This is a genomic window from Staphylococcus ureilyticus (genome assembly GCF_002902235.1).
Lineage (GTDB): Bacteria > Bacillota > Bacilli > Staphylococcales > Staphylococcaceae > Staphylococcus > Staphylococcus ureilyticus.
Window position 1 is genome coordinate 1,230 of record NZ_PPRL01000189.1, and the last position, 17,680, is coordinate 18,909.

16 protein-coding genes are annotated in these 17,680 nt (G+C 33.2%); 7 read left to right on the forward strand and 9 right to left on the reverse strand.

All coding sequences use genetic code 11. The features are described 5' to 3' along the window. From CD150_RS13180 to CD150_RS13195, 4 genes are all read right to left on the reverse strand, one after another. A partial coding sequence (locus tag CD150_RS13180) for a fibrinogen-binding adhesin SdrG C-terminal domain-containing protein (protein WP_206185659.1) occupies nt 1–2,400 on the reverse strand: 2,400 nt, incomplete at its 3' end. 252 nt (nt 2,401–2,652) lie between these two features. After that, nucleotides 2,653–4,668: a glucose-specific PTS transporter subunit IIBC gene (gene ptsG / locus CD150_RS13185; protein ID WP_073344835.1), complete on the reverse strand. Its 2,016-nt coding sequence runs from the start codon at nt 4,666–4,668 to the stop codon at nt 2,653–2,655. A gap of 180 nt (nt 4,669–4,848) precedes the next feature. Then, on the reverse strand, nt 4,849–5,685 hold the full coding sequence (gene glcT, locus CD150_RS13190) for a glucose PTS transporter transcription antiterminator GlcT (protein WP_064209921.1): 837 nt from the start codon (nt 5,683–5,685) through the stop codon (nt 4,849–4,851). 213 nt (nt 5,686–5,898) lie between these two features. Then, a complete protein-coding gene (locus CD150_RS13195; protein WP_073344840.1) occupies nt 5,899–6,858 on the reverse strand; it encodes a cation diffusion facilitator family transporter in 960 nt (319 codons plus the stop codon). Between the two features lie 201 nt (nt 6,859–7,059). Between CD150_RS13195 and CD150_RS13200 the strand changes: the two genes are divergently transcribed. Both CD150_RS13200 and CD150_RS13205 read left to right on the forward strand, forming a co-directional pair. Next, nucleotides 7,060–7,836, forward strand: coding sequence for a 3-hydroxybutyrate dehydrogenase (locus CD150_RS13200; protein WP_073344845.1), 777 nt, complete (start codon nt 7,060–7,062; stop codon nt 7,834–7,836). Between the two features lie 376 nt (nt 7,837–8,212). Further along, complete coding sequence (locus CD150_RS13205) at nt 8,213–9,631, forward strand: anion permease (protein ID WP_103161674.1); 1,419 nt, start codon at nt 8,213–8,215, stop codon at nt 9,629–9,631. A gap of 92 nt (nt 9,632–9,723) precedes the next feature. Here the strand turns inward: CD150_RS13205 and CD150_RS13210 are convergent, their stop codons facing one another. Beyond that, nucleotides 9,724–10,851 (reverse strand): zinc-dependent alcohol dehydrogenase family protein, encoded by a 1,128-nt coding sequence (locus CD150_RS13210; protein ID WP_073344850.1) that lies wholly within the window; start codon nt 10,849–10,851, stop codon nt 9,724–9,726. 15 nt (nt 10,852–10,866) lie between these two features. After that, nucleotides 10,867–11,679: an AhlS family quorum-quenching N-acyl homoserine lactonase gene (gene ahlS, locus CD150_RS13215; protein WP_438829870.1), complete on the reverse strand. Its 813-nt coding sequence runs from the start codon at nt 11,677–11,679 to the stop codon at nt 10,867–10,869. A gap of 308 nt (nt 11,680–11,987) precedes the next feature. Between ahlS and CD150_RS13220 the strand changes: the two genes are divergently transcribed. From CD150_RS13220 to CD150_RS13300, 3 genes are all read left to right on the forward strand, one after another. Further along, complete coding sequence (locus tag CD150_RS13220; protein WP_103161675.1) at nt 11,988–12,941, forward strand: NAD(P)-dependent oxidoreductase; 954 nt, start codon at nt 11,988–11,990, stop codon at nt 12,939–12,941. 14 nt (nt 12,942–12,955) lie between these two features. Further along, nucleotides 12,956–13,321, forward strand: a complete 366-nt coding sequence (locus CD150_RS13225; RefSeq protein WP_046206904.1) for a cupin domain-containing protein — start codon at nt 12,956–12,958, stop codon at nt 13,319–13,321. A 308-nt stretch (nt 13,322–13,629) separates the two neighbouring features. Beyond that, entirely contained in the window at nt 13,630–13,725 is a 96-nt protein-coding gene (locus tag CD150_RS13300; RefSeq protein ID WP_107526155.1) for a type I toxin-antitoxin system Fst family toxin, read from the forward strand. A 156-nt stretch (nt 13,726–13,881) separates the two neighbouring features. Here the strand turns inward: CD150_RS13300 and CD150_RS13230 are convergent, their stop codons facing one another. Then, nucleotides 13,882–14,559 carry an SDR family NAD(P)-dependent oxidoreductase gene (locus CD150_RS13230; protein WP_073344854.1) on the reverse strand — a complete coding sequence of 226 codons (678 nt, stop codon included), beginning with the start codon at nt 14,557–14,559 and terminating at the stop codon, nt 13,882–13,884. A gap of 150 nt (nt 14,560–14,709) precedes the next feature. Between CD150_RS13230 and CD150_RS13235 the strand changes: the two genes are divergently transcribed. Then, entirely contained in the window at nt 14,710–15,264 is a 555-nt protein-coding gene (locus CD150_RS13235) for a TetR/AcrR family transcriptional regulator (RefSeq protein ID WP_073344858.1), read from the forward strand. Between the two features lie 249 nt (nt 15,265–15,513). Here CD150_RS13235 and CD150_RS13240 read toward each other — a convergent pair whose 3' ends face one another. Both CD150_RS13240 and CD150_RS13245 read right to left on the reverse strand, forming a co-directional pair. Continuing rightward, nucleotides 15,514–15,798: a hypothetical protein gene (locus tag CD150_RS13240; protein WP_236588568.1), complete on the reverse strand. Its 285-nt coding sequence runs from the start codon at nt 15,796–15,798 to the stop codon at nt 15,514–15,516. Between the two features lie 276 nt (nt 15,799–16,074). Next, nucleotides 16,075–16,692: an NDxxF motif lipoprotein gene (locus CD150_RS13245; protein ID WP_073344861.1), complete on the reverse strand. Its 618-nt coding sequence runs from the start codon at nt 16,690–16,692 to the stop codon at nt 16,075–16,077. A gap of 558 nt (nt 16,693–17,250) precedes the next feature. Between CD150_RS13245 and CD150_RS13305 the strand changes: the two genes are divergently transcribed. Continuing rightward, the gene (locus tag CD150_RS13305) at nt 17,251–17,346 is read left to right on the forward strand and encodes a type I toxin-antitoxin system Fst family toxin (protein WP_002441941.1); all 96 of its coding nucleotides are present in this window, start codon (nt 17,251–17,253) and stop codon (nt 17,344–17,346) included. Nucleotides 17,347–17,680: the final 334 nt, after the last annotated feature.

Genomic DNA, 17,680 nt, shown 5'->3' on the forward strand with positions numbered 1-17,680 from the left:
ACTATCCGCATCTGCATCACTATCCGCATCTGCATCACTATCCGCATCGGCATCACTATCTGCGTCGGCATCACTATCCGCGTCGGCATCACTATCTGCGTCGGCATCACTATCTGCGTCAGCATCACTATCGGCATCGGCATCGCTATCCGCATCTGCATCACTATCCGCGTCAGCATCACTATCTGCGTCAGCATCACTATCGGCATCGGCATCGCTATCCGCATCTGCATCACTATCCGCGTCAGCATCACTATCTGCGTCAGCATCACTATCCGCATCGGCATCGCTATCCGCATCTGCATCACTATCCGCGTCAGCATCACTATCTGCGTCAGCATCACTATCCGCGTCAGCATCACTATCCGCGTCAGCATCACTATCTGCGTCGGCATCACTATCCGCGTCAGCATCACTATCCGCGTCAGCATCACTATCTGCGTCGGCATCGCTATCCGCATCTGCGTCACTGTCTGCATCGGCATCGCTATCCGCATCGGCATCACTATCCGCATCGGCATCACTATCCGCATCTGCATCACTATCCGCATCGGCATCACTATCCGCATCTGCATCACTATCCGCATCGGCATCACTATCCGCATCCGTATCGTCATCGTCGCCGTCTGCATCACCTGAACCATTTGTTACTATATTTTCATTATCCCAATAGTATGCACTATCTCTGATACCAAAACGGTCAGTGTTAGTTTCAATCACTCTTGTTTTAACATTTTTACCACTATTATTATATTTACCATCTACAGTAATAACATAGGTTTTATTTATATTGCCAAAATCAATACTTACCGTATTATTACCATTGTCTTTTATATATGGCGTAACATCATCTGTGATATCAGTATAATTTGGATTTTGGGGGTCAATGTAATAACTATCAGTAATTTTAGTATTATCTTTAACCTCATATACTCTTATATTACTATCCTTCAGATTTAATACTGTACTACTTTCACTGGGATCATCATGGTATCCTTTTAATGTCACTACTGAATTATATATGTCATTACCTTTAGGGTTTACATATACAGTTTGCTTATATCTATTATTTCCTTCAGCGTTATCAATTTCTGTTATAAATGATGTAATATTTGCACCATAACTGCCTGGTTGACCGTATACTGGACTTCCATAATTAATATCTATTGAAGAATCAAATGTTTTGTCTGCTATATTAAACTCTACCGGATAATTACCACTATATGGTGTGTTTTTTCTATCAGTGAATAGAGGTATATCAAATTTACCTGCTATGTTCTTTTTATTATTTACATAATCAGTAAAAGTGTACGTTCCTTGTTTATTAATAGTATCGTAATTTCCTTTTGCAACTACTTCCCCTTTACTGTTTTTAATATCGGGTAACTGCATCACGTTACCAACATTGCTATAATCAATGTCACCGTCTCCAGTCAAATTATGCGGTAATATAAAAGTGAAATAATCACCTTCTCTAACATTTCCTTCTATAGAAAAGTTCACATTCATATTTGTATAACCGCTATTATTAGGATTAATAGGTTTATTATTAAAATTAAAACTATCAATCTTAATCTTATCATTCACGGTAGAACCTTTTGTTTCACTAGCATCATCGGAAGTATTAGCACGTAAAGAATTTGAGTTTGGTTTTATTGTATCATTGGAATAGTAAGCAACCTCTGCACTTGATTTTTTTGTTTCATATTCTTCATTATTTACGTTATTTGTTGCGCTTGATGTTTCAGAATTTGGCACTACTGTATCTTCTACAGATTCTACTAACTCATTTTTATTATTTTCTTCTTTATAGTTAGGTGTCGCCGCTTCTTTAGATGATATATTTTCTTCTACTTTAACTTCATTTTCTTGGTCTAGTACATCTCCACTTGGATGATTTTCGTTTTGCTTTTCAACTTTATTTTTTTCTACTTCTTTATTTGGAATTTCATTATCTGATTTGAATGATAATTCCTTATTATCAGATACTTCCTTTGCTCCCACTTGTTTCTCTACTAATTTATCTTGATTTGTTGTTTGATTATTTGAATTTTCTATTTCTTCTGAATTAGTATTTCCCACTTCATCTAATTGGTTGGCTTCTGATGCTGATGTAAATCCTTTATTGGTCGAATTTTCTGGATTCTGTGTAGTTAGGTCACTTGGTTGCTCATTCAGGTCCTCTCCTTGCAACTTTACTGTACTATTTTTTGAACCTTTTTCTGATGATTCTAAATCAACATCTTCACTTTGAGCAGAATTGTCTTCATCAGCCTTAGCTTCTTGGCTCATGCCAAATATTAAAGTAGCCCCCAATAATATAGATGCTGTACCAATAGAAAATTTTCTGATGGTATACTTATTTAATTTATTAGTTACAAAATCATATTTTTTATTCATAATATTTCCCTCCTCAGGAACATTATTATACAACATGATAAAAAAATTAAAAGACTTTATATGTTTATTTTTTTAAAAAAATTAAACAGTCCATGATTGATTTGTATTAAAATTATTAATTCCAAATATTTATTCTTATTTTTCAATGAATATAGTTATAAATTTCTAAAAATATGCATAATCAATTATTTTTAAGTCCACACAAAAACCTCTTAATTACACGATATTGTGAATTAAGAGGTTTTATATATATTATAATTTAATTAATACTTCTCCTATATCAACTGCACCATTATGTGTTGTTTTAATCTCATGTTCTCCAGAATTAGTTACGATAATCGGCGTAATGTCACTTTTCGCATGTGTTTTAATATAGTCTAAATCTACAGTCATAAGCGATTGACCTTTTATAATTGTATCTCCAGAATCTACATGGACTTTAAAACCTTCTCCTTGCAATCCAACCGTCTCCAAACCAAAGTGAATTAACACTTCTACACCAGATTCAGATTTTAATCCTATCGCATGTTTGGTAGGGAAAACTAGCTCCACTGTACCATCAAACGGCGCCACGACTTCTCCATTAGCTGGATAAATCGCAAGACCATCACCCATTAATTTATCACTAAATACTTGGTCTGGTACTTCATCCAACGGTACTGTACGACCTTTAAGTGGTGCATAAATCGTTTCACCTTCAACTGTAACTGATTCATTCATCGCTTCACTTTCAATCGTTGTCTCTTCTGGTTTTGTGATATTACCAGCGATAATTTGTGCCATATCATGCTTAATTTGATCTGATTTCGGCCCAAAAATCGCCTGCATATTATTGCCTACTTCTAGTACGCCTGAAGCACCTAGTTGTTTCAAACTTTCAACATCTACTTGAGATTTTTCATTAACTTCTACTCTTAAACGTGTAATACATGCGTCAAGATGTTTAATATTTTCTTTTCCACCCATTGCATCTAAAACTTTAAATGGTAACTCACTTACTGATACAGAATTATTTTGCATTTCTTTATCTTCTCTACCAGGCGTTTTATAATTTAATTTTTTGATAATAAATCTAAATATAAAGTAATAAAGTATTGCATAGACTATGCCTACTGGAATAACAAGCCACCAAGCTGTCTTATTAGGTAAGATGTTCAACAGTAAGAAATCAATAAATCCACCTGAAAAAGTATAGCCTAAATGTACATTCAATAAGTACATAATTAAGAAGCCAAAACCGTCTAGCACTGCATGAATAAAGAACAAGAGCGGTGCTACAAATAAGAACGAAAATTCTAACGGTTCTGTTATACCTGTAAGAAATGATGTTAAGGCACCTGATAACATCAAACCACCAACCACTTTACGATTTTCTTTCTTTGCCGAATGATAAATTGCTAGAGCAGCAGCAGGTAGTCCAAACATCATTACCGGAAATTCCCCACCCATAAATTTACCAGCTGTCAGTGGTACGTTTTCAGTGATTTGAGCAATAAAAATTCGCTGGTCTCCATGAATAATTTGTCCAGCCGCATTTTTAAAACTTCCAAATTCAAACCAGAACGGTGCATGAAAAATATGATGTAAACCAAATGGTATTAACAAACGTTTAATAAAGCCAAATAAGAATACGGCTATACCTGTATTAGATTCTAAGAGACCTTCACTGAATGCATTTAAACCATATTGAATGGTTGGCCAAATCCACGCCATCGGAAATGCAAGAATGAAAGAACACGTTGCCATCATAATCGGTACAAAGCGTTTACCAGCGAAAAAACCTAAATAACTTGGCAATGAAATATTATAGAATTTGTTATAACACCATGCAGCCAACGCCCCAATGATAATCCCTCCAAACACACCTGTCTGTAAGGTAGGTATGCCTAGTACATTTGCATAACCACTAGCAGCATCACTGACATTATCTGATGTAATACCTAAAAATGCACCCATGGTTTTATTCATAATCATAAACCCTACAAATGCAGCAATTGCAGCAACACCATCTCCGCCAGCTAAACCGATAGCCACACCTAATGCAAAAATCATAGGTAAATTATCGAAAATGACAACCCCTGCCCCTTCCATCATTTGAGCAACATGTTGAAATCCATCTGCTTTAATAAATGGGAGATAAGATTGTAAAACGTCTCCTTGTAAAACTGTCCCAAAAGCTAATAACAAACCAGCTGCTGGTAGAATGGCCACAGGCAACATCAAAGCCTTACCTATACGTTGAAGCTGACCAAAAAATTTCTTCCACATAATATATCCTCCATTTTCAAGAAACTATCTAACGTTCATGTACAAAACATAATATATTATAAGTCCCTTTATTTTTCGTCAAAACAAGATCAAAGGCACAAAAAAAGGCATGAGTAAATAAACTGAGCTTTTGCTCTGTCTAAGTACTCATGCCTGATCGAATCAGTTACACGTGCTTATTTATTGTTGTGTTAAGTGGTTGATATGTAACGTTAAATAAATAACTTCTGCTTCGTATACCGTGACACCTAACTGTTTTTGCATCATTTTCATTATTTTGACAGCAACATTATAGCACAGCGGATAATGCGCTTTCAACATCTTTTCAAATTCAGTTTGCGACTTGATCGTTTCCCCTATACTCAGTCTTCTAATTAAAAATTGAATATGTCTAATAAATCTTTGATATTGTACAGACGTCGTATCAATAGATTGGTGTAAATCATGCTCCACAATTTGAATACATTTACTGATTAAATCATTAATTTTATTCATTTCGCTCATTGTTAGCTTTTCCATATTAGACGCAATATGTAATGCTATAAACCCAACCTCATCTTCTGGAAATTGAAGTGACAATACTGAATTGAGTTTATAGATAACTGAAGCAGCTATTTTATAAGCTTCAGGGTATAGATGTCTCGTTTCGATTGCAAAAGGGTTATTAATATATTGATTTTGCATGAGTCGTTTATATGCAAATATAATGTGATCCGTTAACGCTACAATTAAGCGATTATCATCAATTTCTAAATCTGTATTAGTAATCATATTAATCGCTTCAATAATCGCTTGAATGACAGAATCATCGGCATGTTCAATAAGTGCTTTATAATGTTCTTGTTGCTTTTTCTGTTCTAGCGCATAAACTTTTTCTATCATTGTCTCATCATCTACAACCATCCCTGGTCTCTTATTGAACCCGATTCCTTTGCCAATAAGTACCACTTCACGCTCTTGATGCATACAAATAATAACATTATTGTTTAATGGTTTTGTAATTTGATATTGACCCATCATATACACCTTTCTAAGTTATTGCTTAAAATTATATAGTGTATTTCAATAAATTAAAACTAAGAAGATGTAGCTCTTTCAAATTAATCATATTTTATAAAAAAGATGGTATTTTTCTCTATCGCGATAATGAAAGCTTGTTTAAATTTTATATTTCTCTCTGTCTATATAATCATACATTCAACAAATTAAATTTCTACAAACACTGAATAGTTATGATTTCAAATTTTCATAATATGTCTTAGAATGCCTATTGATGCTAAGGTTTTCAATTTGTAACGTTGTGTGCTTGATATTGTATTTATTTTCCAATAATTTAGAAACATTATTTATGACATTAAATGATTCATCCTCAGATGGAGCACTTAGTACAACATGGGCACTTAAAGAAAAGTGTTCCGTGGTTATACTCCACAAATGAAATTCATGAACATCATCAATCCCTTTTATACTTTTCATATCAGCAATTAATTTATCAATATCGAACTTTTCAGGCACAGCTTCCATCAATACAAACCAAGCATTTTTAGCAATTTTCCATCCACCACGTAATATAATTAAGGAAATGATGATACTGATGATTGGATCTATCATCTGCCATCCTGTTATATGGATTAACACGACAGCAACAATAACACCGATTGAGTTTAATAAATCCCCCATGAAGTGCCATAATGCACTTTGAACATTGATATTGTCTTCCTGTTTTAAAGAACGTACAAGCACGATTGTCAAAACGATATTAACGAATAAACCAATCGTGGCTATGATAACCATAACACCACTTTCAATTGGTTGTTGATAAATCATACGCTTAACTGCTTCATACAGTATCCATAATGAAATAATCATTAATGCTAAACCATTTAAAAAAGCAGCTAATATTTCTAATCTCAGATAACCAAATGTAAAACGTGACGTAGGCTTTTTCGTTGCAAAATATATCGCAACCATAGACAAACTTAATGCGATAACATCACTTAACATATGAAACGAATCAGATAACAATGCTAAAGAATTTGAAAGTATGGCACCGACAAACTCTACTATGGTAAATATCAGTGTAATAATAAATGTTATCCACAGTGTTAATTTAGAGTTTTGTTGCTTTTTCCGATGATCAACGTGATGAAAATATTCTCTCCTACTCAATAACTTTAGCCTCCTATTCATTTTAACTACACTAAATTATACCTTCTTTCTAAAATGAATTATACTATTATTTTATATTAAAATATAAATATTATTGAATTGTTTGTCTTTCTATAATCGAACTCCCACAAAAGGAGCATATATAGCACAATTAAATCCTTTATTTTACTAATCCATTAAACAAATGTAAGCTAAATATGATATAAAAAGGGAGGCAAACATATGTTAAAAGACAAAATCGCAATTATTTCAGGTGCAGCGAGTGGCATTGGGTTGGAAATTGCTCAGGTGTTTTTAAATGAAGGTGCAAAAGTTGTATTTACCGATATTAATCAAGATGCATTAAATCGTACAGTTGAATCATTTAAATCAAACGGCTTTGATTGTATTGGTGTTACTGCGGATGTTTCTAATGAAAAAGATGTAGAAGCATTAGTGGATAGAACCGTAAAACAGTATGGACAAATTGATATTTTAATTAACAACGCAGGTCTTCAAAACGTGGCAAATATTGAAGATTTTCCAACTGATAAATTCAAACAAATGATAGATATTATGCTAGTTGGTACTTTTATTATGACAAAGCATGTACTTCCGCTAATGAAGCAACAACAATACGGACGAATTTTAAACATGTCTTCTATCAACGGACTTGTAGGATTTTCTGGCAAATCTGCTTATAACAGTGCCAAACACGGCATCATCGGTCTAACAAAAGTTACAGCTTTAGAGGCAGCCGAAGATGGTGTGACAGTCAATGCGATCTGTCCTGGATACATTGATACACCACTCGTTCGAGGCCAAATGAATGACCTTGCCAAAACAAGAAATGTGAGTGTTGAACAAGTATTAGAAGACGTACTATTCCCATTAATTCCACAAAAACAACTTGTAAATATTCAAGAAGTTGCTGATTATGCTGTATTCATTGCTAGCGATAAAGCTCAAAGTGTCACTGGACAAGCAATCGTAATTGACGGCGGCTATACAGCACAATAATTTTTAACAATTACAAAGACGATTGCTTTATTTAAAATTTGTAAAGCAGTCGTCTTTTTATACTATAAATCCAAATCTGTTTTGCAACGGTATAACTATATATTAGAGCATGCGCGCACATTACGCGCAGACAAACCGAAGACTTCCTGAGTGTGTAAACCCCATATTAGCTATGTTTCCATGATCAATTTTCGTATAAGTACATAAACTGATTTCTAGTTTTTCTAATATACCTCAAAACTTCGAATAATTTGATTCACAAAATGAATCATTCAGTATTTAATTGTCTATAACCTTTTTTCTTTACATCTCTTTTTTATAAGTATAAATTAATAACTGTAGTAAATAACCTGTATGGAAAGAAGGAAATTGTAGTATGCAAAACTCAATAAAGTACCGTAAATTCATTTTACCTTTAGTGATCGGTATACTTATTTGGCTGCTCACCCCTTTCAAACCAGATTCACTTAGTATACAAGCTTGGTATATGTTTGCTATTTTTGTGGCAACGATCATTGCTTGTATCACACAACCAATGCCTATTGGAGCTGTATCTATACTAGGTTTTACTGTCATGGTAATTACAGGCGTCTCTGATATAAAAAATGCCGTACAAGGTTTTGGCAATAATAGTATTTGGCTCATTGTCATAGCTTTTTTTATTTCAAGAGGCTTTGTGAAGACAGGCTTAGGACGACGTATCGCATTACAATTCGTTAATCTTTTTGGTAAAAAGACCTTGGGACTCGCGTACTCACTCGTAGGCGTAGACCTTATATTAGCACCGGCAACACCTAGTAATACCGCCCGTGCAGGTGGTATTATGTTCCCAATTATTAAATCTTTATCTGAATCATTTGGCTCAGACCCAAAAAAAGGTACAGAAAGAAAAATGGGTGCTTTTCTAATTTTCACTGAATTTCAAGGTAATTTAATTACTGCTGCAATGTTTTTAACTGCGATGGCTGGTAATCCGCTCGCACAAAACCTTGCAGAAAGCACTGCGAATGTACATATAACATGGATGAACTGGTTCTTAGCTGCACTTGTGCCAGGCTTGATTTCTTTGATCATAGTACCGTTCATTATTTATAAAATATATCCACCCAGTATTAAAAAAACGCCAAATGCTAAAAACTGGGCACATAAAGAATTAATGAAAATGGGTAAAATATCCATTCCAGAAAAATTTATGATTGCTATTTTTATCATAGCACTCGCTTTATGGATTACTGGAAGTGTCATTCAAATAGATGCTACATTAACAGCATTTATTGCACTTTCACTCTTACTCATTACAGGCGTTTTAAATTGGAAAGATATTTTAAATGAAACTGGCGCCTGGAACACATTAATTTGGTTTTCAGTGCTTGTATTAATGGCTGATCAACTTAATAAACTGGGCTTTATCCCTTGGTTAAGTAAGTTAATTGCATCCAGCTTAGGTAATTTTAGTTGGCCAATCGTGCTCATATTATTAATTGTTTCCTATTTTTATTCACACTATCTTTTTGCAAGCGCAACGGCACATGTTAGTGCGATGTATGCTGCACTATTAGGAGTCGCTGTCGCCGCTGGTGCACCGCCATTATTCAGCGCTTTAATATTAGGTTTCTTCGGTAACCTATTAGCTTCAACAACACATTATAGTAGCGGTCCTGCACCGATACTATTTTCTGCTGATTATATAAGCCAAAAACGTTGGTGGACAATGAATTTTATTCTCGGTATTGTTTACTTTATCGTTTGGATTGGCATAGGATCAATTTGGATGAAAATGATTGGTATCATGTAATATGAACTCACAGCGTTTTTCTATTATAAAAAGGTTAAGTTGTTTGTTGAACGCGCAACTTAACCTTTGTTTTATATATTTTGAATTATTAATTAAGACATTTTGATAATAATTCTACCGGCATCGCCATTTGCTAATTGATCAAACCCTTTATTTATCTGATCTAATGAGATAATATCACTGATTAATGGATCAACATTGAGTCTGTTTTGACGATATAAACTCACGAATCTTGGTATATCACGATCAGGAACACAACTTCCCACATATGAACCTTTAATCGTCCTCTCCTCAGCAGCTAACGTTACTTGTGGAAATGAAAATTCTGCTTTTGGATCAGGTAAACCTGTGGTCACTGTTGAACCACCCCGTTTTGTTATCGCGTATGCTACTTGCATTGCAGGTACCACACCTGCTGTTTCAAACACATATTCAGCGCCACCTGTTACATATGTTTTAACATCATCAATCACATTTTCATCACTTGAGTTAAACACTGCTGTTGCACCTAAAGTTTTAGCAATTTCAAACTTGTCTTCGTTAATGTCTAAAGCAATAATCTCATTAGCACCAGCCAGTCTCGCACCTATTATAGCATTGAGTCCAATGCCACCAAGACCCACTACAGCTACGTTACTCCCCGGTCTAATCTGAGCTGTATTTATAACAGCACCTATGCCTGTAATGACAGCACAACCAAACACTGCTGCCCGTTCATATGGAATTTCTGGATCTATTTTTACTATTGAATTTTCTGAGACAACAGCATATTCTGAAAATCCAGAAACACCTAAATGATGATGTATGACATCTTTTTCTTTAGATAGTCGGAACCCACCTTCTATCATCTCACCTTTCTCATTGGAAGCTGCACCATTTTCACATAATGCAGGTCTTCCTTCACGACATGGTATACATTTACCGCAACTAGGGATAAAAGTACAGACAACGTGATCTCCAACTTCAAAATCACTAACACCTTCACCTAGTTCTATAACTTCACCTGCAGCTTCATGGCCAAGCGCCATAGGCATTGGTCTTGGACGACTACCATTAATCACTGACAAATCAGAGTGACATAAACCCGCGGCATGAATTTTAATTAGCACTTCATTTTGTTTAGGGGCATCAAGGTTTAAAGTTTCTATTTTTAAAGGCTTCTTTTTTTCATATGGCCCTTCAACACCCATTTCATATAATACTGCAGCTTTTGTTTTCATTGCTTCACACATCCTTTACTCATAATAACCATCCGTAGACTTTCTAAAAGATTCAAATTGGTTACCATCATGGCCAAACCAAATCTCTGCATTCTTTTCTTGAGCAAGGCACTTAATATATTCCACTGAATTTGCCCAACCAACTGAATCATAAAGAATACCAGGTGGTTGTAATTTAGGTTCCATACTTTCTTGTGTGTAAATAGCATCAGAGGCTAAGATGAGTGTTCCTAACTCTTCAGTTTCAATTTCCAAACCAATCATTCCCCAGGCATGTCCACTACCAAAGTTAAGTACTTTCACACCATCTACAAGGTTTAGATTTGCTTGATCTCGCGCTATAGTTTGCCAAGTCAAATCACTTTTAATCCAAGCATCGATATCACTCCAAATGTACGCACCTTCTTGTTGATTACGCGCATAGCACTTCATTGCACCACTGAATTCATCATCGTGAACAATTACAGTCGCATTGGTAAAATACTCTAAACACCCAGCATGATCAAGATGTAAATGGGAAGCTACAACTATATCCACATCTTTAGGATCGACACCTAATTGCTCTAATCTATTTGGTAAGTGACATGATTCATCAGAAAAATAAGGGAACGCTTTTTGTGTTGCATTAATCCATCGTCCTTCCTCGCCCATTGAATTCGGATTACAAGCAGTATCAAATAATATCTTAGCATCTGGATGATCAATAAAAACGGTATAAATCGGAAATTCATGTAGTTCATTTTCTTTATTTGGATTATCTAATGTCGCCTGGTTTGAATTTGCAATCATTAAATTTTTATCCATTTTCATTCGCCCATTATCCAACACTTATATTTTCATACGGTCTTTTTTATATTCACCATACCAATCACCTCTTAGTATAATATTACACTAAAATGTAAGGGTTTTCCATATATATATCAATACTTCCATTTAATATATATGCATTACTATTACTACTATTTCAGTTGAAATTTTATAAGCTTTTGACACTTTTCTATGTAAAATATGATTTGTCTATATCACACAAAATACATATAATACTTTGGCATTTTTTACATACCCAAAACACTAAATAATGCTAAACTTAAATTAAATATTGTGAATATTTTCACATAATAGGAGGAGACGATTTTATGAAGAAGATTTTTATCGCTGGTTCTATCCCAGAAACCGGGCTTAATCAACTTGAACAACATTTTGACGTAGATATGTATACTGGTGAAACGCTAATTTCCGAAGCATTATTAATAGAAAAAATTAAAGATGTAGATGCATTAATCACTTTATTATCTACTAACGTGAGCCGAAAAGTTATTGAAACTGCACCAAAATTAAAAATCATAGCTAACTATGGTGCTGGTTTTAATAATATTGACATAGAAGCTGCGCGTGAACACGATATCAATGTGACAAACACACCCATTGCTTCAACCAATTCAACTGCAGAGTTAACAATGGGTATTTTACTTGCTGTTGCAAGACGAATTCCTGAAGGAGATCAACTTTGCCGTAATGAAGGATTTAACGGTTGGTCACCGTTATTCTTTAGAGGACGTGAAGTATCTGGTAAAACAATTGGTATTATAGGATTAGGTGAAATTGGTACTGCCGTTGCAAGACGTGCTAAAGGTTTTGATATGAATGTGCTTTATTCAGGTCCTAAACGTTATGAAGATAAAGAAGCTGAATTAAATGCTGAATATGTTTCACAAGACGAACTTTTAAAACGTTCAGACTTTGTAACTTTAAACTGTGCATATAATGAAAAGTTAAAGCACATGATTGACTATAATGCGATCAAAAAAATGAAACCAACTTCATATTTAATCAACGCATCAAGAGGTCCAATTGTTTATGAAGAAGAATTAGTAAAAGCCCTAGAAGAAGGTATTATTGAAGGTGCAGCACTTGATGTGTTTGAGTTTGAACCGAAAATTACTGAAGCACTGAAATCAATGAAAAACGTAGTTATCACACCACATATTGGCAATGCAACATTTGAAGCAAGAGACATGATGGCTGATATTGCAGCATCTAACGTAGTGAAGCAACTTAGCGGTGAACAACCAAACTATATTGTAAACTGACAGGAGTGAGAAATATGTCACAAACATCCAATCGCTTTTTTAAAATAAATGAGTTACAACATTTTTCTGACGATGCAGCGAAAAAAACCATATTTTATGAAACGCGACATTCAGCTGGTGCGGTTTGGTGTCTTAAACCAGGACAATCATTACCTTGTCACACACATAAAGATGCAGATGATGTTTGGATTGTACTACAAGGCGAAGGTACATTTTTCACAAATGATAATGAACAAAAACCCATTAAAGCCGGAGATATATTCGTTTCATTCCCGGGAGATGCGCACGGCATGACCAACACTGGTGATGAAGACTTTGTCATGTTAGGTTTTGCTACACCAATGCCATTGGACTTCAACCCATATGAATGTGCACAATAAGTGCGACATATTTTAATTTTTATAAAAAGAAAACCACCTTGTTTGGCGGGTGGTTTTCTTTTGGGCTATAAGCCTGATTTAGTTGTTAGACTCTTAAGTGGTATTGGATTAATTTTAATAACCTTTATATTCTTTAACATTTTTTTCTTGATCTTGTATATTTTTCTGTTGTTGTTTCATTTATCACGTATTTTACTAACATCATTCAACTTGTGGAAAGTAGATGTGCTTACATATTAACCAATGATAAAACAATAGAGTCGTCGTTCTACTTCTGTGTTTTAACTAACATGGAAGGTAGTGACACCATGTTTAACACTCTATTTGTAGTACTTATAGCGCCTATTATAGTAGGCGTTATAGTCACGTTGTTTTCACATTGGTTAAATAAGCGTGATAAATAATCCGACGGCGACATAACCAAACACCCCAAAAAGAGCCCGATAACTATGTCCGTAGTTATCGGGCTCGATGTTCACCATGTAAACACTCTATTTGTTGTTTATATTATAACATCATAGTGAGTAGGAATGCAAAATGCTTTAAGTGCGATACACTATTTAGGAAACATCAAATTTTTTTATGCCTTTTGGAAAGGTTTCTTCAAATTTCCCTTTTTCTTTGTATAAATCATACCAGGCCTCTGCAATAGAATCTGGATCACCTATTGTTCCAGGTTCTATCAATGTTCCTATTGCAAGATGTCTTACGATTATCTCTTTATCTTCCAGCTCATTGTAAAGATTTTCAGCATAATTACGCAATCCAGCTCCTATAATGCCAGCATTTCCAGCAAAAGGTAACGGGAATATTGTAGATACACCTGTTGTAAATAGGATTGATCCACTTCCTTTATTTATCATATCTGGTAAAACTTCGTTAACTAACTGAATTGATGGGAATAGATAAGTTTTTGACATTTCTGATATACTCTCTGGTGTAGTTTCTAATATATTTGTAAAGCTATCTTCTTTTGCATAAGGGCTAAACTCTATGACATCTATAGAACCGAATTCAACTTTAATTGCTTGGATAGATTTTTTTAATGCTTCCAAGTCTGTAATGTCAGCTGTAAAAGTTTTCACCTCAATGTTTAAGTTACTCAAGTTTTCTTGAATAACTTCTAATTTTTCAGTATTTCGAGATATAGCTGCTACTCTAAATCCTTCAGAACCAAACTTTTTAGCTAGTGATAGTCCTAAACCAGTACCTGCGCCTACAATAACAAACGTCTTCATTTAAGCAGCTCCTTGTTTGTGATATATTAAAGCAACAAAACGTTGCTATAAATAAAATATACAGTCAGTAATATGATTTAACAATCAACAAACTATACTTAAATGTTGCTATAACAACAAAACTTTTAAATCGTTGAGGAAGTGGTTCAAATGGCAGAAAAAGTAAAAAATTTGAGAATGACACATACGAAACAGTCATTAATTAATGCCTTTTTTAGTTTGGTTAATAAAAAAGATTTTGAGAAAATAACAATAGCAGATATCACAAAAGGCGCTCAAGTAAACAGAGCTACGTTTTATGCGCACTTTGAAGATAAATATGATCTAATAGACTATATTATGGAGGATTTTGCTACAGTTTCTATTAAAAACTATATCTCATTTGATATGATTTTTAATCAAGAAAATATAAGCCAACTCATTTTAGCAGTTCATGATTTTTATAAAGAACCTAATATTGAATGCAGAAGCAGCTATGCTGGGTTAGCATTACCTCAAATGAGAGAAAAAATATTAAGAGAATTGAAACTTGTTTTATCAGAGAGCCTGAACGACAATTATGCAGATAGAGAAAAAGCCATATTTGTTCCTATTTTTGCACAAATGATTCATGAAGGTGCATTACAGTTAGTTGATAGTAATAATACGGTAGAGAAGGAAACATTAGCTAAGAAAATTGCATTATTTATAATTGGGAAAGCTTAATCGTTTTTAGTTATTGAAAATAAAAAGTCGACAAGCATAAGTGATTCAAGCTGCGAAAAAATGTATGAATTAAGGACGTCCTTTGATTCAACAAATGTTAAAAAAATTATCTTGATTTAATATCTATGAATGCAAATAATGCTTCTCATAGCGTCTCAACTTTCATAAAATGTAATTGAATTAAAATTTTATCAAATGCGCAAGAAAAGAGTGTGCAAATGCACACTCTTTTTATAAAAGATATTCTTTTCAGTTTTCCCGTCCATTTTCTTCAACTTCTGTTGTTGCTTTTTTAAAAAACATATCATAAATAAAAGATAAACTAGCTAATATGAAACCTAATGATAACAAGCCATTTAAATTCTTATTTTCATAGATATTTACTAAACCTAAATTTCCAATCTTATTACCGAATTGATTAAGATTAATATTTAAACTCATATAATCCAATAGTGTTGTTATTAAAAGAATAATTAAAATAATAATCATAGCATCTTTAAGTGCTTTAAAAAGTTTAGTTTTAATATTTATCACCCTATAATTCTCAATTTTATAAAATTGATTCTTTCCAATACCTCTCACTAGAAAATAGTTTTCTTAGTATATACGTCTACCCTATTTTTTGTTGTAGGAAGGTTTCCAAAATAAAACCACTGCCATAAATATTAAAAAATAAATAATAAACCAAAAATCTTAATGACTTTGATTTACTTGCTGATATATAAAGATAAACATTAAAATAGACATAATTAATTGTACTGAAAAACGCAACTACATAATATATAAACTCCTTTACTTTATCTTTTTCAATTATTTAAATACTTTAGTTTTTATGTCTTTATTTTTCAAAAACTTATCAACTTCGTTTTGTTTTTTGCCATTAACTTCTTTTTTATATTGATCATTAATCTTATTTAGTTTTTTAGCATCTTCTAATGAAACATCATCGGATTCAGAATGTTTATTTAGTTTTTGTATATGACTGTTTATTTTATTAAGAAATTGATTGGTTGATGTAATATAATTTTTTGTTTTAAGCGTTCCTTCTTTGTATCCTCGAGGTAAATCATTATTTTTTATAAACTTAGAAAAGTTATCATCATTTTCATTTGCTAGTTTAGTTAATTTATTTAGTTTTTTTGATTCTTTTTTAGTCAAGTTATCTTTATTTCTTATTTTCTCAGCGTTTTTGAATATACTATCATATGTATTTAAATAAGTTTTAAGGCTTTTCCTCATTTCTTTTCCACTAATATTTTGGTTTGTTTTATTTGAAGAGAACGCTTGTTTTGGTATTGGTGGGAGAGTTTCTTCTTCACTAGTATTTGATTTTTGCTTTACGGAACTACTTCCCTCACTGCTACATGCGCTAGCGCTAAATACTAAAACCAAAGTCATTAAAATAAGCAAGAACTTTTTAATATTCATTTTATTACCCCTTTTTTAATATTTTGAAATTTTAATTTGCTATGTACATCTAACAAACACAATATCATAATATATATTTTGTTGTGTGTATATTTAAAAAATTATGTTAATAAGGTTATAACTTAAATATGCAAAATCAAAGGATTTATATTGATTTTTAATCGATTTAACAAGATTAGACTATGATATAGCATGTTTGATTATGATTGTACTTAGAGTCGTTGTACTAGTAAGTAGTGAGCAATAACTAAAAAATAACCATTCCCAACTTTTGACCGAGTAGGTAGAATGGTTATTTACGATTTACTGAAAGACTACCGTTTTTCGAACGGACTCATGGGGTAACATGTTGGCTTTTTTGTAATTATAAATACTACATGTACAATGTATGCGGGAAAATTTAGAAATTGTATTGTTTTATTATAAGTATATCTATTTTAGATTTGGGCGACATAATTCAACTTATCGGAAGTAGATATGCTTACGTGTTTACAGATGATATAATAATAGAGTCGCCTTAACTTCCGGCGATATTTTCGACGGAAGGAGGTGCTTCATATGCTTATGATCTTCGTTCACATCATTGCACCAGTCATTAGTGGCTGTGCAGTTGCGTATTTTACTTACTGGCTTAGTAGTAAACGCAATAAATAGAAGGCGACGTTAAGCCGCATCAAAAAATCCCCTCACTACCGCAAATAGTGAGGGGATTGGTGCATATATGCATATAATCTTCGTTAAATGTATTATAACATCATAGTGCATAGGAATGCAAAAAGATAATATTTTAAGTAGTCTCTTTGGATATTATCATATGATATATTTATATAATCTGATTTCGAAATTGATTATTTATTAAAGGAGCATATATGAGTAATAATAAAATTAAAGGTTCTGTTGCAAAGTTGAATTTATAGTATAATTTTAACAAAAAGGAGTCTTCTGTATGAACTATTTCAGATATAAACAATTTAACAAGGATGTTATC